The sequence below is a fragment of the Merdibacter massiliensis genome (assembly GCF_900155395.1).
GTDB lineage: Bacteria > Bacillota_I > Bacilli_A > Erysipelotrichales > Erysipelotrichaceae > Merdibacter > Merdibacter massiliensis.
In genome coordinates, this window is record NZ_LT699717.1 from 58,659 (window position 1) to 78,974 (window position 20,316).

Here is a 20,316-nt window from a genome sequence, read left to right on the forward strand (position 1 = left end):
TTTTCCTTTCTTCCCAATAGGGGTCAATCTTCTTTACTGCCGAAAATATGAATGCCAAACTGCTGTGCAGGATACAAACGCAGATCATTACGCAAAAAACCGTGGCGGGAAAGCTCGTGTTCCAGCGTTTGATGTGCCTGCGCGCGCGTATTTCCTTCTTGCGAAATATGGGCCAATACAATTTCTTTCGTACGCTCTCCGATCACTTCCCGCAATACTTGTGCACTGTCTTCATTATTCAAATGTCCATAATCATTGATGATCCGCTGTTTGATATAAATCGGACGATTGGTCTGCATCAGCATTTCTACATCATGGTTGCTTTCAAACACATAGTAATCTGCATTGCAGATCCGCTCTTTGACATCATTGCGCACATAGCCGGTATCTGTGATATAGACCAGTTTCTCGCCATCTGCTTCCAATACAAATCCGATCGTATGCTCTGCATCATGGCTTAACGGCAATACCTGTACCTGGATATCTTTGATCCAAAAAGTCTCAAATGGTTCTACTTGCTGTTGTTCTCTTCCCAGGTCTGCCCAGGCATAGGCCGGTAAATGGCGGAATGAATTTAATTGGGCAACATGATCTTTATGGGTATGTGTGACCAATAAAGCATCTGCATCGCTTACATCACATTGCAGTGTCTGCAGACACTGCTGCAGATAGCGTTTGGTTCCTCCACAATCGATCACGATCTTCGTGCCTTTATGCTTGATCAGGCAGCAATTTCCTTTTGAACCGCTTTCCAACAATGCTGCTTTCATCTTAATAGCCTCCCTCTTCCAGGTGGTTATAAAAAGCAGAAATAGATTTATTGAAAACCAAAGAAACGTGTCCTACGCTGCCGTTACGATGTTTTGCCAAATTGAGATCGACAACTTCGTTAGCTTCTGCTCGCTCTTCCTGCTCGCTTGGTTTCTTATAATAGTCCTCACGATACAAAAACATGACGATATCTGCATCCTGTTCAATTGCACCTGACTCACGTAGATCCGATAACATAGGCTGTTTATCCGTTCGCTGTTCCACACTGCGTGACAACTGTGACAAGGCAATGACCGGACAATTCATCTCTTTTGCCAAAATCTTTAAATTACGGGAAATCTCGCTGACTTCCTGCTGGCGGTTGTCACCACTGCCCCGGCCGCTGCCGCTGATCAACTGCAAATAATCGATCACGATCAGGGAAAGTCCACATTCACTCATCAGCTTTCGACATTTAGAAAAGATCTGTGATACTTTGATGCTCGCAGAATCATCAATAAATATCTTAGCTGCTGCAAGCTCATTTCCGGCTTCATTTAATCGATTCAGCTCTTCATCACTGATGTTTCCGCCACGCAGTTTATTTCCTTCCACTTGACTCTTGGCGCTCAATAAACGTTTCATCAAAGAATCTGCCGGCATCTCTAACGAGAAAAAAGCAACCGCGCCTGGATTACGCAAAGCGGTATACATTCCCAGGTTCAATGCTAAAGCGGTTTTTCCCATTGCAGGTCGTGCCGCCAAGATGATCAGATCTCCGCGCTGAAAACCGTTGGTCATACGATCCAGATCCTGATAACCTGTACGCACACCGGTAATATGATTATCACTTTCCCGCAAAGCAACCAGCTCTTTGATGACCCGATTGACGACTTCCTTGCTGCTTTGGAATTCACTGGCTCTTCTGCTGCGGGTAACTTCTAATATTTCTTTTTCCGCATGATCTAATACATCATCTAAAGAACTGGAAGAATCAAAACCTTCTTCTGCTATTTGCTCTGCCGTTTCGATCAAACGACGCAAATGGTAACGTTCTTTGATGATATCGATATAGAAGATGCCATTCGCACTGGAAACGGCACTGTCGCTTAACTTGATGACATAATCGGCACCACCGACCATAGCCAGTTGATTTGTATCATTTAAACGGGTGATCAAGGTCGTAATATCCACATTCTGTCCGCTGTCTTGTAATTCCATCATGCAGCGATAAATACGCTGATGTGCTTCTACATAAAACTCTTCTGCATGCAGGTCCTGATCAATGGCCATGCGAACAAGAGAAGGGTATACTAGCATGGCACCCAGAATGGACTGTTCTGCTTCTGTACTATGTGGCAGCTCTCTTGCCATTGGATATACCTCCTCTCATCGCTATTTTGCACTTACATGAACATGAATGACCCCGATGACCTTGTTTTTATAAAGATCCACCTTCAGATCACTGTCTCCTAAAGAGGAAATAGAATCATGTCCCAGGATCTTACGGCGGTCAATATGAATCGCATGTTCATTTGCCAGTTGCTGCACGATCTGTTTTGTAGAGATCGAGCCGAAAGATCGCCCATTATTTCCTGTCTTGATCTGACATTGCAATACGATCTTATCTAAACGTTCTTTAATTTCAACTGCTTCTTTTTCCAACTGTTCCTGATGTAATCGTTCTGCCTCCTGCTGCTGATCCAATACTTTCATGCTTGTTTCGGTCTGTGCAACAGCTAATTTTCTTTTGAATAGAAAGTTGCGGGCATACCCGTCTTTTACCTCTACTATTTCATCTTTTTTCCCTACATTCTTTACGTCACTCAGCAGAATTACTTTCATTTTTTCCTCCATTTCCCCGCGCCTAAAGTCGCGCGGACACAAATATTTCATCAATAAATCCCACATGCTTTATTTTCGTGTTACCCTATAAGAGAGGTGGTATACTACAGAGCACGTGGAGGTGAGTAGGAATTCTACTCAATTGAATATCCTGTATTTTTATAAGTTGCCGTCATCATATCAAGCACAAATAAGTAGGACTTTGAGCCTGGACACTTATGATTGTTCAATCAACTGTTGTCGATTCGCTTTGATGACAGTCAATGCCACCTCTCCTTTTGTATGAAAGGAGCTTTTTTATATGGCAATGAAAATCGTTCGTTTCAACTGCTGTGGCATGGATGTTCACAAAGATCTGGTCGTCGCTACTATTGGTATCACCGATAGACAGTCGAACATCACAGAATATTTCCAACAATCTTTTTCCACTTTAAACTCGGACCTATATCGTTTAAAGGATTGGCTGAATTCTTATCACTGTTGTGATGTCTGCATGGAATCTACCGGTAAATACTGGATCCCTATCTTCAACATTCTTGAAGGTGAGATCAATGTCCATTTAACTCATCCCAAGTATGTCAAAGCCATCAAAGGCAAAAAAACTGATAAGAAAGATTCCAAATGGATCTGTGATCTCTTCAAACATGATCTGATCAAATTCTCGTTTATCCCTCCAAAAGAAATCCGAGAACTGCGTGAGATCGCCCGTTACCGATACAAGCTGGTCTGCATGCGTTCTTCAGAACGGAATCGTTATCAGAACTGTATGACCGTTTCCAATATCGGATTAGCTTCTGTTGTCTCCGATCCTTTTGGCAAGACAGCTTCCAATATCATGAAAGAAGTCATGAAGCCAAACGTGATTGATGATGACAAGATCTTAAAACTCATTCACAAAAATTGTAAGAACAAAGATAAGATACTAGACTCCCTTCACGGCTATCACATCGAAGCGGATCAACGATTCAAGATGGAAAAATCATTGAATCATATGGAGTACTTGGATCAACTCATCAATTCATGTGAAGCAGAATTGGTCAAGCGGGCTTATCCTTTACGCGAATCTTTCCAGCATATCACACAAATAAAAGGAATTAGTTCCTTATCGGCCATTCTGATCATCTCTGAAATAGGAATCGATATGTCTCAGTTTGAATCCGACAAACAACTTGTCAGTTGGGCTGGACTTTCTCCTGCCAACAACGAAAGTGCCGGCAAGAAAAAGTCAGTTCGTATCTCCAAAGCTGGACAATATCTCAAACCACTGCTTGTCCAATGTGCTTTATCGACCATCAAAGATAAGACATCTTATTTTGGAAGAAAGTATTCCAATATCAAGAAACGACGTGGTCACAAGAAAGCCATCATTGCGATCGCACGCATGATGTTGGTCAGTATCTATCACATGATCCTAACAGGCGAAGTATTTCAACCAACGGATTATGAATCCTTCATGAATCCACGATCCGATACCAAACAATCACTAACAGTTGAAGAAGCATTAAACTTTTTGAAACAATCCGGCATTGATATATCTTCTATTCAAATCAACTTATAAATTTTTTCGATATTTTTACTACTTATTTTTAAGTCGGCTTTTTTTTTACAGTTTTATTCACACTTATGTTCCTCCTCTATCGCATCTATAGTCGCTATCAACTCTTGTTCGATTTCCTTCACATCACTGTGTTCACGCTGCAATGCCGCAGCTGTAAAATGACCGCCGCCCTGCATATGCTCCATGATCACCTGTACATTTACATTACCGCGGCTGCGGCTGCTGATCGCAACGACATCATTTTCCTTGGACGTTTTTGCAATGACAAAACTTGCCTCCACACCGCGAATAGTTAATAATTGATCAGCTACTTGCGCCATCAACGGCCGGCTTGGATACATATCCTCCAGTACAGCGGCGATCATGAACTTATCATGATACAGTTTCGCATATTTTGCTATACGTGTTTTTTCTTCAAACTGGTCATATCGCTCACTTAAGATATTTTCTGTTGTGATCGGATCTGCTCCAAATTTTTTCAATGCAGCAGCTGCTTCAAATGTACGCGAGCCTGTACGCATCTTGAAGCGGTTCGTATCAACAACAATACCCAGATACATGATCGTCGCTTCTTCCGCACTGATTTCTACACGATTCGGCTGATATGCCAGCATCTCGGTCATCAATTCACAAGAAGAACTGGCACCGCTTTCCAGATAAGTCACCAGCGGCCCGTCCACAAAACCGGCACTGCGGCGATGATGATCGATGACAATGACGCGATTGGCCTTCTCGATCAATCTTGCACCGGTGCTTTGTGCCGGCACGTGATGATCGACCATGATCACAAGATCATCTTCATGTAAATAAGAAAGAGCAGCATCCTCATTGATAAATGCATGACGAGCATTTAACTCATCATGATACAAACGCAAGGCATCCTCCAGCTGGCTGTCTTTTGCGCAATCCTGCGAGACGATGAAAGTTTTTCGCTCACAGCGCTGTGCAATGCGCGACATACATAAAGCAGCTCCCATGCAATCAAAATCCATCATTTGATGGCCGACGATAAACACTTGCTGACTGTCGATGATCGCTTCACGGATCGTTTGCGACATCACGCGCACACGTACTTTGGAACGATTCGATTTGGACTCTGAATTACCGCCGTAATAATGTACGCTATGCCCATATTCCCGTACTGCCACTTGATCTCCGCCGCGGCTTTGCGCCAGCTCGATCAATTCATTGATCATGCCGTCCAACACAACATAGTCACTGGTTCCTCTGGCAAAGGCCATGCTCAAAGTAATAGATACATCCATCTCCTCACTTGCTGCACGAACCGTATTCAGGATCGAAAACTTGGATTCTTTTACTTTTTGAAAAATTTGTTCATCTAACAGAACCAAGATACGATCGCTGCGTAAACGGCGGGTAAACATTCCCATCTCGCGTGCCCATTCAGACAGCGGCTGACGGATCCGCGTATTGATATTTGATAAAATAGTTTCATCTTCGTATTGCTGGTATTCTGCATAATTGTCTAACTGCAGCAGTCCTACCACAATTCCATTATTGCGATATTTTTCTTCCAGATTATGCATTTGAGTAATATCGCGAACATATAAGACCTGTGCATCCTCTTTTCGCGTGATCTCATAGACATAGTCATTTAAATGACAAACTACTACTTCGCGTCCATCATCATTAAACAATTCTTTGATTGCCGTGATCCATGCAGTCAGTTTTTTTCCAATCAGATCCGGATAACGATCTTCTAAAAAATCATTGACCCACGTAACACAATACTGATCATCATATGTGATCAGACCGATCTTGCCAAACACCAGCGCCTCTTTCGCATCTTTTCCCAGCACACGTGAAATATCTAAATCGACGGTCTTCTTTTCTTTCTCCATGCGTGCCATGATCCAAATGATGATCAATATATTGACGAGCACGACACCTGCAATGACCAAAGCTGTCTGCTGCAGTCCTACCATAAACAAAATGATGGCTGCAAGCACTTGGGCCGCCATTACGATCGATAACTGAACCTTAAAGTTTTCCAAACGTTCCATGATAACACCTCACATCATTGCTTTCCGAAGACCAAATAACAGATCCGCTTCACCCAGCAATACAAAAGCTATATTAACGATAGGGACAAATAATGCTAGATAGACGAAGACCATGGTTATCTTTCGTACCTGATGCAATGCTAAATAAGCAAACGCACATATTGCCCCATAGATGACTGCGATCAACCATGCCCCCATTGCTAAGCATTCGATCAGCCATTGCGTTTCTACTTGTAATTCTATCACAATTTGCAATAAATATAGAAGCCAAATCAATAGGATAGCAATACCAAGTGATCGCGGTGCACGGATCTGCAGCAGATTTTTCATTGGAATCGTCTTTATATGCAGCCTTTTTAATAACATTTGCGCCCCTGCATGAATGATCAGCGACTGCAATACGGATAAAAAAACAATTGAAAAGAACAAAATGCTTTGTGCTTGCGGCAGCCAAGCCGCCATCTTATTTTGAAGGAAAGCATCGATCAGCGCAATATCTGCAGTGAGATCGTAACCAAAAAGACCAGCCAAAAGCAGCATCGTGATCATATTAACAGCAAAAGCAATCAAAAAGGAAAAGAATAACAGACAGGCATTGGATACTTTATGCTGCACACAACTGCCATAAACAAGACCAAGCAGCAAAGAGGACAGCAAATAAAAAAAAGAAGTCCAGGGAAGAAACGCCAATGAAAGCAGACAGATACTGCCCAAAGCAATTAACGCCCATCGAAGTCCATTGCGCGCAGCATACAGCAACATAGGAAATGCATACAGCCAAGGAATCGCAGCATCTATCAGAAATCCGCTGTATTGATTCAGCAATGCCAATATCATAGTCAATGCACTGATCAAAGCACCTTCGCTTAATTGTTGACTTTTCCGCATTTTTTTGACCTCCCTGATAAAACAAAAGTCCCCTGAAGCGGGGACTTAATTACTCAGCTACGTAAGGCAGCAATGCCATTTGACGTGCACGCTTGATTGCAGTAGCCAGCATACGCTGGTATTTTGCACGTGTTCCAGTCACACGTCTAGGAATGATCTTTCCATTGGCACTGATGAAACGTTTCAACAGTTCAACATCTTTGTAGTCGATATATTCAATCTTATTCTTTGTAAAGTAGCAGACTTTTCTGCGACCCATACGCTGTTTTTTGAAAGCCATATTGATCTCCTTTCTTAGAATGGTAAATCGTCACTTGCGATGTCAAGAGTATCCCCGGCATCAAAATCATTGGAGAAGGAATCCGAATTTACCTCATTTTGTTGATAGCCGTTGTTTGCCGTGTAACCTCCATTTGGAGCACTATAGGATGGCTGTTGGTAATTAGGCTGCTGATAAGACGGCTGTTGATAATTGGACTGTGCATTACCAGCACCCTTTGGTTCCAGGAACTGCACACTATCAGCAACAACTTCCGTCACATAGACACGTCTTCCATTCGCATCGTCATAATTGCGCGTCTGGATACGTCCTTCCACGCCTACCAAAGACCCTTTATGAAGATATTGGACCATCAGATCCGCTACCTTGTTCCAGGCAACACAGCTGATAAAATCAGCATCCGGCTGTCCTTGTGTTTTATAACGACGATCACAGGCTACCGTAAAAGATACGACCGAAGCATTGGAAGCGGTCTTGCGAAGCTCGGGATCTCGCGTAAGACGACCTACTAATACAACTCTGTTAATCATCGTCTCTCCTCCTTAGTTATCTGTTTTATTTCTCATCTTCTGTTTTTAATACCATATAACGAACGACATTATTGCTGATACGTGCAATACGCTGGAATTCCTCGATTCCTTCGTTATTGGCAGTTACGTTGATCACCACATAGTAACCTTTGTTCATGTGGTTGATTTCATACGCGAACTCTTTTACTCCCCACTCATCCACTTTGTCAATGCTACCTTCGTGGTCAGTGATGATTGCATGCAAACGCTCCATTAAGCTCTGACGCGCTGCATCATCTAAAGATGCGTTCACGATATACATGATCTCGTATTTTTTCATTCTGCACACCTCCTCTTGGTCTAACGGCTTCCCTATGGAAGCAAGGAACAGATGATTCTGCTCGTTTTAAGATTATAACAAACTTTCTTTCTGAAGTAAAGATATTCTTGCAGCATTTTCTTTCTGCCACTATCCATTTTCTTTTGCGCCAAATAGGACGCGATAATAATCTGTACTCAATACCTCTTGTGAAAAGACAATCTTATTGGATACGACTTTTTTCATATTGCTTACATATTCATCATCTACTTCTACACCTTTATTCGGGGTAAATTTACCCGTTTCAGAATCATATTTTCCCTTGTCGCTGATCCAGGAACGATCATTCCAGATAACTAACGGTGCAGCATCCGAAAAAACATCCCGTCCAACCAGCAATCTTGAATCATACTCGATTCCAAACAGATTTAACAGTGTTGGGACAATATCCAAACTGTAAGTAGGAGACGATATCTCACATGCATATTCTTTCTTTTCATCCTCTAAACTGCCTGACCACAACAACCATGTATTATGATCCCGATCCCAATCTTTCTCTATCGTCTGCTGATAAAGATCTTCTAAATAATCTTCCTCATTTCCAAATGTCTTTGACTGAGCCAAACCATATGGATAATGATCAGAAGTCATACAGATGACCGTATCATCTGCGATTCCTGCCTTTTCTAATTTTTCTACCATGAGTGTCAATGCTTCTTCCAGCTCCATCTGGTAACAGAAATAATTCAATGTCGTTTCTTTATATTGATCGCCCAATACTTCTTTGACCTTTTTCATGTATTTTTTTGTCTTTGCATCGCTGCTTACATAAGGAGCATGTCCGCTCAGCGTCATATAGTAAATACTGAATGGCTGCTGATCGATATACGTATCCATCGTCTTGTCAAAGAAAACGCTGTCGCTTGGCCAGGCATCCGTAATATCCTCCAAGCCGTTGCCAACACCTAAATATTTTGCGTATCCTAAATTTTCATGGGTCTGATCTCGATCATAATAATCATAGCTGCCGTTATGGAAAGCTGCACTATAATATCCTTGTTTCATCAGCTGTGTTCCCAGCGTATAATAATTTAGATTGCTTTTTGTTTCCAACATGGTTTCGACGCCATCCATCGGCACTAGTCCTGTCAAAAAAGAATACTCTCCTGTAGAAGTACTTCCGCCCCATGCCGGCTGATAATAATTTGAAAAATAAATACCATTATGTGTTAAACGATACAGCGTAGGCGTCAGCTCTTTATTGATTACCGCATCAGAAAATGCTTCAGCACAAATCAAGATCAAGTTCTTTCCTTTGAATAAACCCGTATAGCGGTTCTTTGTAGTTGGACGCAAGCTATTGACATAAACATGCATCGAACGCAGCGTCTCATCATCCGTATTCTCGCTTAACTCTTTAAAATCAATAGAAGATACATTTTGTCCATATTCTTTTGGTTCTTCTTTTTGTTCCTCCTGCGCAGCTACCAGTTCTTCTTTATCTGTATTTCCCAAGAGGTCATATTGCAAATTAAGCCGAAAACTAGTCAATAAACCAAATGCCTGTGTTGCTTTATCAAAATGATACTGCTGTGCATAAAGATCATGCAGCTGCAAAGGATATGTGGTGAATATTCCCGCTACGCTGACAACAATCCCGCATAACAAAACGATCGTTGATTGACAAATAGTTAATCGAGCAGCCCGTTTGCTTCTTTTTAGATACCATAAATAAAGGATCACAGGCAATAAAAAGAAAAAGATGACCGGGATGCTGGAAACAATCACACGCAAAAGTTCTGCAGAAAAACCGCCGACCACGCCTCCAGCTCCTGTTTTCATACCCGATAGGGTCATATACATCTGAAAGCTCTCCCGTATCAGGCACTCTGTGATATAGAAAATCCCCATAAGCAACAGCAAGAGTACATTGACGCAATGTTTCCATTTAGCTTTTAATGGCAAAGTAACCGCATCTAAAATCAATCCAGCTCCCAGTGTGAAAAGCAGCATTGGCAAAAAGCCCTTAAAGAGGCCTGTCTTCCCGATGATCCGCAACAATAATTCCAAATACAGCACAACAGCAGGAAATAATATTAGCATTGCCTTTTTATTTTTCAATTCTTTGATTTCCCTTATAATGCGATGCAATATCCGCTTGCATCTATGCTTTGTAAGAGAACAGTATTTTTTGATATTCTTTTGTTCTATCCTCATAAATCTATACCTGTCCATCGTTTCCTTGCTGCTGCCTGCAAAACACAAGGAATCAATTACCCTTATCATTCACCCTTCAGTTCATTTACCATTATAATAAACTTGCACCCGAATACAAGGACAACTTTGCAAAAATATTTATTCAAGATTGCTGCATATTGTAAAGATGTCTTCCGCATAGTATATTTTACTTATATATATTTTATCATTGGAGGAATGTATGCTCTCATCAAATCTAGTGCTGCTTGTTATTGTTTTCTTAATCTGTACTGCCATCTCTTATTATTTTAAGATCATTGCACAGGTATTGGATCACATCGAAAATCAATCTTCTTTCACATTTGGAAACCGCCATTTCTGGTATTTCGTTGTTCTTTTTTTTAATATTTTTGGTGTTCTGTTCTATTATGCAACCCAACGGAAACGGCATCTGAAATAGCAGCTACAAAATCATGGCGATATAAGAAATCAAATTATTGAAAAGATGGACACCGGCACTTGCTATGATTCCGCCGTGATGTTCATAATACCAGGCATTAAATAATCCAATCCCGCCATAAACAATCAAATAAATGAGATCTTGCCATTGTCCTGCAAAAAAAGAGTCCATCACATGAATCCAGCCAAAAGCAAATGCACTGATCAAAGCAGCTGCCCAAAATCCAAAGTAGCGCCGGGTACATGCAAAGACGCCTCCCCGGAATACGCTCTCCTCTACCATCGGCGCAAATATCATGATTGAAAACAACATAAAGTATGGTGCGATCACCACATTGGCTTGAATGACTTCTTGATTTGCACTGTCGCTTTGCCCGCTCAATGCTCCGCATAATAAACTTAAAATAACATTTAAAACAATGGCAAGAACACCGCCGGTCACCGTACGAATCAAAACTTTTGCCGGCTCTTTTTTTATCATATGAAAGGAACGTTTCCACTCATTCCAGCTCAATACAACACACAGCAAGATCAAGACAATGTAAAGAATGGTCAGTACGCCTACATTGAAATATTGTGCCTGCGGATCTATGCACAATGTGAGAAATGCAGCTATTTGCGGAACCAGCCAAAGATAACCTATAAAATAGGTCAGAAGCAGTGCAATCGTCCTTTTTATGGTCATTGAATTCTCTTTTTGCATCTGCTTTTCTCCCTCCTTTTTCAATGTATTCGATCAACAATGAATTGATTCTTTTATTATATAGTACTTTTTATACACATGATATCCTATTTTTATCGATTTCAGAAATTCTTCAACCGTTGTACACAAAAAAAGGGACATTTTGTCCCCTCTGTTCATACGCCCTTCTTTCGCAAATAATGTGAAGCATTCTGTGCGGCAATAGCACCGTCGCTGCAAGCAGTAACCACTTGTCTAAGATCTTTGGCATTGCAGTCTCCTGCTCCATAGATGCCAGGGATCGCTGTTTCCATGCTGGCATTGACCTGGATATATCCCTGCTGATTTAAAATCTGCAGATTTTGTAAAAAACTTGTATGCGGATCTAATCCAATATACTCAAATACACCTGCACATGGAACGACATATTCTTCATTGCTCTTTGTATCTAATGTTCTCACACCAGTTAAACAGTCATCGCCAACAAAACCAAGGATTTTTTGATACGTACGAATCTCGACATTCTCCTTTTTTCTTAATTGGCGGATCGCTACCTCATCAGCCGTCAAATCATAATTGGTCAATATAGTCAACTTTGTTACGATGTTTGACAAAAACAAAGACTCTTTCACGCCGGAACTGCCGCCGCCGATCACAACAACTTCTTTGCCGGCATATTGTGCACCGTCACAGATCGCGCACCAGCTGATTCCCTTTCTGGAAAAAACATCTTCTTTTTCTACATGCAGGGATTTTGGTGTCGTACCGATTGCCAGAATAACGCTGCGTGTCAGATAAGGCGTTTCTTCTCCTTCCATATATACTTTATGATATGGATCATCCGGCTCGATCTTGACTACTCTTTTCTTTTGAAATGGTACTTTCAGCTGTTTTGTATGCTGAAACATCCGATAGCCCAAAGCTGAGCCGCTGATTGAGCCAACACCGATATAATTTTGAATCTCGTTGGTTCCGTTAATTTGTCCGCCTGGTTCGCCAAAATCAACCATTAATGTGTTTAATTCTGCACGAGCCGCATAAACAGCTGCACTCATCCCAGCTGGACCAGCACCGACGATGATCACATCATACTGATTCATCTTATTACCTCCATGATCATTTATAAAAATCTCTTTATTATCATATCATTTCTATTTCTTATTTGCCATCCGCATGCTGTTGATTTTTACCATTTTTCTGTATCATCTGTTTCATATGGAAAGGCCGATGACTGTAGATAAGAAAATAAAATAAAAATGCCCATAGAACCAAAACAAAAAAATAAACGATATAGGAATGAATTGGTGCCTTTCTTTGGGAAAGTGCAGATGCCGGCGCTGCCATGACACTTTGTCCAGATTGTGCCATTTCCATTTCTTCTATATATGCATAATTTGGATTATGGATTGCGATCGCTGCTTTTTCTTGTTCCAATAAGGTCACCTGCACCATTTTACCATCTGCAAATAAATATACAGGAAGAACTTCTTCCATCTTGACCGTATCATCCACCTCGAAAGAAATAGAATCTGCTTTTGTCACAATAGCACATGTATCTTTCCATCCATCCTCCTGATTATATTCAATATTGAATAATGTACTTCGAAAAGTCGTTCCTTCAGAAAGCAGCGTAATCCCGTTTGCATCACAACTTTTCACTTTTGCTTCATATGGCTCTTCATGCAAAAAGGGAAGCAGTGCTGCTAATAAAACAAGTTCAAATCGCATTTTGATCACCTGTTTCTATTGTTCACTGCTTCCTTTTTTTTATTCAATTCTCATGCATTTCGCAATTGATCTGCCAGTTCTCTGATCTTTGTCAAACGATGTTTCATGCCTGATTTGCTGATTTCTTCACCAAAACGCTCATAACAAAGATCACAAAGTTCTTTCATGCTCGCTTCTGGATGTTCCTGTCGAACCATGATGACATGCTGCAGTTTTTCTGACAGAGAATCCATCGTACGATAATTCAAGATCCACTCAATATCCTCTAGCTGTTTACGGGCTGCTGAAATACTTTTCATTTCATTTGCTAATTCACAATTATCCAGTCTTGTCAAAGAATTTAAAAAATCACGTTGAATACGGTTATCCTCAAATTCAAATAACGCATCATTGGCTTTGCACATTCTTAAGAAATCTGCAATTTTATCACTTGCTTTTAAATACACCACATATTGATTACGCCGCTTGATCACTTTTGCCGGCAGATAAAAGCGATTCATCAATCGGCATAGAAACTTTGCCATTGATTCTTCATTGCTGCTGATTTCCAAATGATAATTGGTCGTCTGCGGTGCATTGACACTTCCTGACGCTAAAAAAGCAGCTGCCAGGTAACTCTGTGCACAACAATCTTTACGCAGCATCTTGGAAGAAATATGCGTTTGCAGGCCCTGATCTGTGTAGATCCCCAGATCTTTTAATATTGCAAGCGCCTGTGCGGCAACACGAATGACATAAATATTGTTTTTCTTTAACTTGATCTTACGAAGGACAGATAGTTGAGGAGATACTTGATAGAATTCTTTCAATAACTTCCAAATATGTTTTGCCGTGTTGGCATGTTCACACTGGATGCGAATATGCATTCCTTGTGAAGTGATGTTCATAGTAGAACACATTTGGATCAATGCAGCTAACTGTATCTTTCGGCAACATTCTTTCCAACTAGCCGCACAGATTTGGTTTTTGACTTCTGCGGTAAATGACATACTGCAACTCCTCACATTTCTTTTTCTTTACGGCATACGCAATATTTCTTCAACTACTGCTTTTACCTTTTGTGAATCATGACGAATCAGACCATCATCCATATTCATCAGATCTCTCTGCAGCACCAAATACGGATGCCGTTTTTCTCTCAACACCACCGGCTTGCTCCCCATTGCTGCATATTTCTCTAATATTTCTTTAGGATAGGTATTATTGTTCGTCACAACGATATCAACGGCATTGGCATATGCATGATGCAGGATCGCGTCTACATGATCTTCGATTGAATAATTATCTGTTTCGCCGGGCTGGCTCATAGCATTGCAGAAATACACCTTTGGGCATGGATTTGCTATGATCTCGTTTCGAATTTCATCAATGATCAAATTCGGCATGATGCTCGTATATAACGAACCAATTCCATAAATGATGAGATCTGCCTCTTTAATGGCCTGAAGAGACTCGCTTGTCGCTTTGATATCTCTTTGATAAAATACGCGGTCGATATGATTTCGGAACTTAGGTATATTGTCTTCCCCACGTACGATCGTACCATCTTCCATCATGGCAAACAATGTAACAACTTCTAATGTGGAAGGAATGATCTTTCCTTTTACCTTTAATACATGAGAGAAAGTGCGAATCGCTTCCATAAAACTGCCCGTGGTCTGTGCTAAGGCCAGCAATAACAAATTTCCTAAATTATGCCCGGCAATATCACCTTCTCCTTCAAAGCGATAATTCATCAACTCTGAAAAAATGGTTTCTTCTTCCGCCATTGCACACATGACATGACGAATATCTCCCATTGCCGGAATATGATAGCTATCGCGAATACGTCCTGTACTTCCTCCATCATCTGCTACGGTCACAACAGCTGACAACTGCACATCTTCGATGCTCTTCATCCCTCTCAGCATCACAGACAAGCCAGTTCCTCCACCAATGATCACAACTTTTTTCATATCCTACACCTCACAGTCTCGATGAGAGAGAAAACACTGATAACGATCTTTATATTCATTATACAGCCAGTTGGCGATCGTTACGCTTCGATGATGTCCTCCCGTACAACCGACGGCAATACTGAGATGACTTCTTTTTTGTTTTGCATACTGCTTCAACACATAGTCGATATAATCATGGAAGCGGCGGCAAAACTCTTTTGTCTCATCAAATTTCATCACATAATCATAAACTTCTTGATCATTTCCCGTCTTTTGTCTCAGATCTTCTACATAATATGGATTTGGCAAAAAGCGAACATCGCTGACGATATCTGCATCAATCGGCAGACCATGCTTAAATCCAAATGACATAAAGCTGATCGTAAATTCAGGTTTTACTTTAAAAGAGAGACGAGAGAATAACAACTTTCGCAATTCTTGCAAGCTAAGCTTGGTCGTATCAATATGCAAGATTGCACGCTCATTTAATCGATCAAACAGATCCCGCTCTACCTCGATCGCTTCTTCCAATGTATTTGCCATGGAATACAGCAGCATCGGATGATGTCTGCGTGTAAAACGATAACGCAGCAGCAGTTCTTCATTGCTGGCATCCAAAAATACGACATTCACGGTCATATCAATATTTTCAAAATAATTGACAAACTGCATATAGTCAACTGCATTCGTTGCCAAAGCGATATTGTCATAACGATGATCCGATTGCTCGCGAATCAAATGTCCTAAAGAAGAAATTAACTGTACAGGAAAATTATCAATACAATAATATCCCATGTCTTCCAGCACATTCATTGCACTTGTCTTTCCTGCACCGCTCATACCCGTGATCAATACGATGTTTTTCTTATTTGATCCGTTCATGAAATTCCCCCATTTCTTATATTTACATCTATTGTATCATAAAGCAAGCTGCTTGGAAAAACAACCTATTATCTTTCTTCTATGTAGTTTTCATTTGCCAAACAGCTGCTTACGAGAGCAGCTGTTGTGTTGCCCGCTGCAAATGAAAAGAAATTTGTATCAGTTCTTCGTTTTGTTTACAATATTCGCCTTCCTCTTCTAAAAAAACGACCAGTGTATGCCGTAACAAGGCACTTTGTTTTCCATCCTGCAATTCACCTTGCGCCAATGAACCAGCCAATAATGAACGCATTTCATCAAAAGCCTGAGAAAAATGCTCAATACAAAGAATCGTATAGGGACAGCGATGCAGCTTATGAATAATTGGATCCAATAAAAATGGATAGGCCTGCATGTCAAGTGAAAGATATGTCTTTTGTTGAAAGAATTCCTCACTGATCACTTGCAGGACCTGCTTGCTTTGTCTGATGTCTCCATTGATCTGCCAGCAGCCCAGCATTGCCTCTTGGCCTTTTTCTTCTCCTAATTGCGAGATTGCCCTTTCCATTTGCCCGCAGATCCATCCCATGTCTGACTGCTGCAGTACTTCCATCGTTTGTTGAAAACGCTGTTTGGCACTGAAGGGAATATGAGAAAGCGAAGTAATGACCTCTCGCACACACTGTTCATCCACTTGTTTTTTTTCATGTGCCCTGGCATGAGCACAACTGAGATCCAAGACATCCAATGCTTTGTCAGGGAAATGACCGATCGGAAGATAATAATCTGTCAAATGTACTAACTTCGGCAAAAGATCCTGTCCAATTTCCACTTGATGGAATCGGCTGTAATCTTTTGCTCTTGCCTGCAAGATATGCATCGTTTCTTTTTGATCCGGCTCTTTCAACAAGACACATTGAAAACGTCTTTGCAAAGCCGGATCTTTTTCAATATAACGTTCATATTCATCTATCGTCGTTGCACCGATACAGCGCAGTTCTCTTCGGGCAAGGCACGGTTTCAGCACACTAGCCACGTCTATGCTTCCCTCCGATTTGCCTGCGCCAATCATCTGATGCAGTTCATCAATGAATAAAATAGCATTTGGATGGGATCGAAACAATGCAATGATCTTCTTGATTCTTTCTTCAAAATCACCACGATAGCGTGTGCCGGCCACTAGGGTGTTAATGTCCAACGCATATATGTAGTGATCTCGCAAAGCCGAAATTTCACCATTCTGTATTCGTTGCGCTAATGCTTCGACTAATGCACTTTTCCCAACGCCGGCTTCTCCCACCAATAAAGGATTTGGTTTTTCTCTCCGCAGTAAAATTTCCACCAGCAATTCAATTTGTTCTTCTCTTTCTACATAGGACTGCCGCTGCTGAAAATTTAAACAGTACAGCGCATCTTGTTCATCCAAGGATACGATTCCTTGCCGGTCGCCTTTTTCCTTCGATAGCTGATCGATGTGTATATCATATCGACGCAGCAGTTCCATTGCCACACAAGAAGGATGGCGAAGCAGTACTTCCCCCATACAGTCTTCAAAGCTTTCACCATCACTTTGCAGCAATTCACACTGTTCTAACATTGTTTCCACCGTCACCGTGATCCGCAGTTCTTCGCCTCTTTGTTCTTTCATCCCAAACAAGATCATCGTATCATCACGTACTTGAAAATAATAAACACCTTGTATGGCCAACGCCTTCGCTAGTTTTCCTTTCCCGCTGCGCAGCAACGCCAAGAGGATATGCTCACTGCCCACGTAATCATTTCCCATTCGTCTTGCTTCTATTTTTGCTCGTTCCAACATTGCTTTTTGTTCCGCATTCATCTATCTCATCATCCTTTGCACTTTAACACAACCATAGTATGGATTCACCATTGTATTCTATGAAAAACAGTGCAGAAATCAGAACTCCAAGGCCTTCTCTTTTCCAACAAATCTGACAGAACTGTTACTTTTATGAACACTACTTTTCATATATAATATTGTTAGGTAAAAAAAGAAAGAGGGAGATTAATGTATCGTATTTTAGTAGTAGAGGACAATGAAAAGATTCGTATGGAATTATGCGATTTTTTAAATAAAAATGGTTATCAAAGCGAAGGGTGCAGCGATTTTGAGCATATTTTGGAAGATATCCGCTCACGCAAACCAGATTTGATCTTATTAGATCTTAACCTGCCTTTTATGGACGGTCATTTTATCTGCCGGGAACTGCGCCGCACCAGCAATGTTCCTATCATCATCGTTACGAGCCGCAATTCGGAAGTAGATGAATTACAGAGCATGCATTTAGGTGCAGACGATTATGTAACAAAACCATATAACTTACAGATTTTATTAGCACGCATCGCACGAGTATTGCAGCGTGTCTATGAGACAAAAGATTCCAACCATATGAAAGTTGGCGAAGTGACAATGGATCTGTCAAAAAGTCTGCTCACATATCGAAACAAAAATGTTGACTTAACAAAGAATGAATTACGGATCATGCATTGCTTATTTCAAAACAAAAATTCAATTGTCTCACGAGAGAAATTGATGAAACACATGTGGGACTGTGATGCTTTTGTTGATGACAATACACTGACCGTCAATATTAATCGTTTGCGGAAAAAACTGGAATACATCGGATTGATCGATTTTATCGAAACAAAACGCGGTATGGGATATATTATCTATGAAGATCTATGAGTTTCTGGCAGACAAACTGTATGTCCTGCTGACTGCAGTTTTTATTAGTATCTTATTGATTTTATTCCTGATTTCTTTGCAGATATCTGTTTCTATCATCTGCATGATCTTAGTTTTATATTGGATACTGCCCGTCAGTTATATATTAGTAGAGTTTATTCGCAGACGGCAGTATTATCAAAACTTATTTGAAACGATGCAAACCTTGGATCAAAAGTATTTGATTGCCGACATCATTTCAGAACCGCGTTTTATCGATGGCCGCATGCTTTATGCGATTTTAAGAGAAAGTTCGCGGTCGATGCAGGAAAATGTCAAACAATATCGAATAGCAGAAAATGATTACCGCGATTATATTGAAATGTGGGTACACGAGATCAAGACTCCGCTGGCTGCCGCAAAACTGATTGCCGATAACAATCCAAGTGATATTTCTTCATCTATCAGCGAAGAAATTGAACATGTACAAAGTTTTGTTGAACAAGCTTTGTTTTATGCACGCAGTGCAAATGTAGAAAATGATTACATCATCAAAGAAGTATCGCTTTCATTGATCGTACATAACGTTATCAAAAAACATTCAAGTGATTTTATTTATAAAAAAAACCGTATCGAATTGACCGATCTGGATGTTACGGTCTATACCGATCAAAAATGGATCGAATTCATCATTGATCAAATCGTTACCAATGCTTTGACCTATACTCCCGCTCAAAGCGGAATCATCCACATCTTTACAAAGAAAAAAGAGAACAGCATTCAATTATATATTCGCGATAACGGTGTCGGAATTGATCCGAAAGATATCCGTCGTATTTTCCAAAAAGGATTTACCGGCAACAATCGTCCGCACAATGAAAAAGCAACGGGAATTGGATTGTATCTTTGCCATAACTTATGCCATAAATTATATCTGGATATCGATGTGGAATCACGTCTGCATGAAGGAACAACGATGATCATCACGTTCCCATTATCCAATTTATTACTGTTAAAATGAAACGTGTGCTCTTTTTAGACATTGATGGCGTTATCAATCCAATTCCCCAAAAGAAGTTTCCCCGTTTTGATCCTCATCTGCAGTCACGGCTGGCAAAAGAAAAGGGAAGCGATGAATTTTATCATATTTCATTCACAGCGTTACGGCTTGCCTATGATTGCTGGGATCCTGTCGCATTGCGATTGTTAAAAGAACTCTGCGACAAATATCAATTAAAGATCGTTATCAGTTCTTCATGGGGATTATTTTATTCTTTAAAAGAACTGCAGTTGCTTTTTTCACTCTATGATCTTGCTTCTTATATCATCGATACCGTCCCTTACGTCGGTAAAAGAAGCGAAAATATCAAACACTACTTAAAGGAACATCCCGCAATAGATGTCTGGATCTCGCTAGACGATCTGCCTATGGATTCCATTTTTCCCCGCCATGCAATTACCACGCGCTCTGTCTTCCAGGAAAAAGATGCAAAAAAAGCCGAAATGTTTCTTGAAAAGCAGCTTTAGCTTACAATATTGTTCGCCAAGTGGCAGTAAAAACGATGTTATATTGTAAACACCTTTCTTATAATGA

Annotated in this window: 21 protein-coding genes; 5 read left to right on the forward strand and 16 right to left on the reverse strand. The window is 40.7% G+C overall.

Going from position 1 to position 20,316, the window contains the following annotated elements:
• Nucleotides 1–23 precede the first annotated feature (23 nt).
• From BQ9859_RS03075 to rplI, 3 genes are read right to left on the reverse strand one after another with little or no spacing between them, the layout of a single operon-like run.
• Nucleotides 24–770, reverse strand: a complete 747-nt coding sequence (locus BQ9859_RS03075; protein ID WP_075876814.1) for an MBL fold metallo-hydrolase — start codon at nucleotides 768–770, stop codon at nucleotides 24–26.
• 1 nt (nucleotide 771) lies between these two features.
• The gene (gene dnaB, locus BQ9859_RS03080) at nucleotides 772–2,124 is read right to left on the reverse strand and encodes a replicative DNA helicase (RefSeq protein WP_075876815.1); all 1,353 of its coding nucleotides are present in this window, start codon (nucleotides 2,122–2,124) and stop codon (nucleotides 772–774) included.
• A gap of 21 nt (nucleotides 2,125–2,145) precedes the next feature.
• The gene (gene rplI, locus BQ9859_RS03085; RefSeq protein ID WP_075876816.1) at nucleotides 2,146–2,595 is read right to left on the reverse strand and encodes a 50S ribosomal protein L9; all 450 of its coding nucleotides are present in this window, start codon (nucleotides 2,593–2,595) and stop codon (nucleotides 2,146–2,148) included.
• Nucleotides 2,596–2,896: 301 nt separating this feature from the next.
• On the opposite strand from rplI, the gene BQ9859_RS03090 reads away from it, so the two are divergent.
• A complete protein-coding gene (locus tag BQ9859_RS03090) occupies nucleotides 2,897–4,153 on the forward strand; it encodes an IS110 family RNA-guided transposase (protein ID WP_075876486.1) in 1,257 nt (418 codons plus the stop codon).
• Nucleotides 4,154–4,206: 53 nt separating this feature from the next.
• Here the strand turns inward: BQ9859_RS03090 and BQ9859_RS03095 are convergent, their stop codons facing one another.
• The 6 genes from BQ9859_RS03095 to BQ9859_RS03120 all read right to left on the reverse strand — a co-directional run bounded on the left by BQ9859_RS03095 (nucleotide 4,207) and on the right by BQ9859_RS03120 (nucleotide 10,294).
• Nucleotides 4,207–6,177 carry a GGDEF domain-containing protein gene (locus BQ9859_RS03095; RefSeq protein WP_075876817.1) on the reverse strand — a complete coding sequence of 657 codons (1,971 nt, stop codon included), beginning with the start codon at nucleotides 6,175–6,177 and terminating at the stop codon, nucleotides 4,207–4,209.
• Nucleotides 6,178–6,186: 9 nt separating this feature from the next.
• The gene (locus tag BQ9859_RS03100; protein WP_075876818.1) at nucleotides 6,187–7,065 is read right to left on the reverse strand and encodes a DUF2232 domain-containing protein; all 879 of its coding nucleotides are present in this window, start codon (nucleotides 7,063–7,065) and stop codon (nucleotides 6,187–6,189) included.
• A 49-nt stretch (nucleotides 7,066–7,114) separates the two neighbouring features.
• Nucleotides 7,115–7,345: a 30S ribosomal protein S18 gene (rpsR, locus tag BQ9859_RS03105; RefSeq protein WP_075876819.1), complete on the reverse strand. Its 231-nt coding sequence runs from the start codon at nucleotides 7,343–7,345 to the stop codon at nucleotides 7,115–7,117.
• Nucleotides 7,346–7,359: 14 nt separating this feature from the next.
• Nucleotides 7,360–7,875 (reverse strand): single-stranded DNA-binding protein, encoded by a 516-nt coding sequence (locus BQ9859_RS03110; RefSeq protein WP_075876820.1) that lies wholly within the window; start codon nucleotides 7,873–7,875, stop codon nucleotides 7,360–7,362.
• A gap of 25 nt (nucleotides 7,876–7,900) precedes the next feature.
• Nucleotides 7,901–8,194, reverse strand: a complete 294-nt coding sequence (gene rpsF, locus BQ9859_RS03115) for a 30S ribosomal protein S6 (protein ID WP_075876821.1) — start codon at nucleotides 8,192–8,194, stop codon at nucleotides 7,901–7,903.
• Between the two features lie 129 nt (nucleotides 8,195–8,323).
• Nucleotides 8,324–10,294: an LTA synthase family protein gene (locus tag BQ9859_RS03120; protein ID WP_235846378.1), complete on the reverse strand. Its 1,971-nt coding sequence runs from the start codon at nucleotides 10,292–10,294 to the stop codon at nucleotides 8,324–8,326.
• Between the two features lie 316 nt (nucleotides 10,295–10,610).
• Between BQ9859_RS03120 and BQ9859_RS03125 the strand changes: the two genes are divergently transcribed.
• Complete coding sequence (locus BQ9859_RS03125) at nucleotides 10,611–10,829, forward strand: hypothetical protein (RefSeq protein ID WP_075876823.1); 219 nt, start codon at nucleotides 10,611–10,613, stop codon at nucleotides 10,827–10,829.
• A gap of 3 nt (nucleotides 10,830–10,832) precedes the next feature.
• Here the strand turns inward: BQ9859_RS03125 and BQ9859_RS03130 are convergent, their stop codons facing one another.
• From BQ9859_RS03130 to BQ9859_RS03160, 7 genes are all read right to left on the reverse strand, one after another.
• Nucleotides 10,833–11,531, reverse strand: a complete 699-nt coding sequence (locus BQ9859_RS03130) for a CPBP family intramembrane glutamic endopeptidase (protein ID WP_075876824.1) — start codon at nucleotides 11,529–11,531, stop codon at nucleotides 10,833–10,835.
• A 155-nt stretch (nucleotides 11,532–11,686) separates the two neighbouring features.
• The gene (locus BQ9859_RS03135) at nucleotides 11,687–12,610 is read right to left on the reverse strand and encodes an NAD(P)/FAD-dependent oxidoreductase (RefSeq protein ID WP_075876825.1); all 924 of its coding nucleotides are present in this window, start codon (nucleotides 12,608–12,610) and stop codon (nucleotides 11,687–11,689) included.
• Nucleotides 12,611–12,668: 58 nt separating this feature from the next.
• Nucleotides 12,669–13,238 (reverse strand): hypothetical protein, encoded by a 570-nt coding sequence (locus BQ9859_RS03140; RefSeq protein WP_075876826.1) that lies wholly within the window; start codon nucleotides 13,236–13,238, stop codon nucleotides 12,669–12,671.
• Nucleotides 13,239–13,288: 50 nt separating this feature from the next.
• Nucleotides 13,289–14,227 (reverse strand): DNA-binding protein WhiA, encoded by a 939-nt coding sequence (whiA, locus tag BQ9859_RS03145; RefSeq protein ID WP_075876827.1) that lies wholly within the window; start codon nucleotides 14,225–14,227, stop codon nucleotides 13,289–13,291.
• Nucleotides 14,228–14,254: 27 nt separating this feature from the next.
• Nucleotides 14,255–15,193: a gluconeogenesis factor YvcK family protein gene (locus BQ9859_RS03150; protein WP_075876828.1), complete on the reverse strand. Its 939-nt coding sequence runs from the start codon at nucleotides 15,191–15,193 to the stop codon at nucleotides 14,255–14,257.
• A 3-nt stretch (nucleotides 15,194–15,196) separates the two neighbouring features.
• Nucleotides 15,197–16,057: an RNase adapter RapZ gene (gene rapZ, locus BQ9859_RS03155; protein ID WP_075876829.1), complete on the reverse strand. Its 861-nt coding sequence runs from the start codon at nucleotides 16,055–16,057 to the stop codon at nucleotides 15,197–15,199.
• Between the two features lie 109 nt (nucleotides 16,058–16,166).
• A complete protein-coding gene (locus BQ9859_RS03160; RefSeq protein ID WP_075876830.1) occupies nucleotides 16,167–17,876 on the reverse strand; it encodes an AAA family ATPase in 1,710 nt (569 codons plus the stop codon).
• Between the two features lie 189 nt (nucleotides 17,877–18,065).
• On the opposite strand from BQ9859_RS03160, the gene BQ9859_RS03165 reads away from it, so the two are divergent.
• The 3 genes from BQ9859_RS03165 to BQ9859_RS03175 are packed head-to-tail and all read left to right on the forward strand — an operon-like array spanning nucleotide 18,066 to nucleotide 20,249.
• On the forward strand, nucleotides 18,066–18,743 hold the full coding sequence (locus tag BQ9859_RS03165; RefSeq protein ID WP_075876831.1) for a response regulator transcription factor: 678 nt from the start codon (nucleotides 18,066–18,068) through the stop codon (nucleotides 18,741–18,743).
• Nucleotides 18,730–19,743, forward strand: coding sequence for a sensor histidine kinase (locus BQ9859_RS03170; RefSeq protein ID WP_075876832.1), 1,014 nt, complete (start codon nucleotides 18,730–18,732; stop codon nucleotides 19,741–19,743). The genes BQ9859_RS03165 and BQ9859_RS03170 overlap by 14 nt, the downstream gene beginning before the upstream one ends.
• Nucleotides 19,740–20,249: an HAD domain-containing protein gene (locus tag BQ9859_RS03175; RefSeq protein ID WP_075876833.1), complete on the forward strand. Its 510-nt coding sequence runs from the start codon at nucleotides 19,740–19,742 to the stop codon at nucleotides 20,247–20,249. Before BQ9859_RS03170 ends, BQ9859_RS03175 begins: the two co-directional genes overlap by 4 nt.
• Nucleotides 20,250–20,316: the final 67 nt, after the last annotated feature.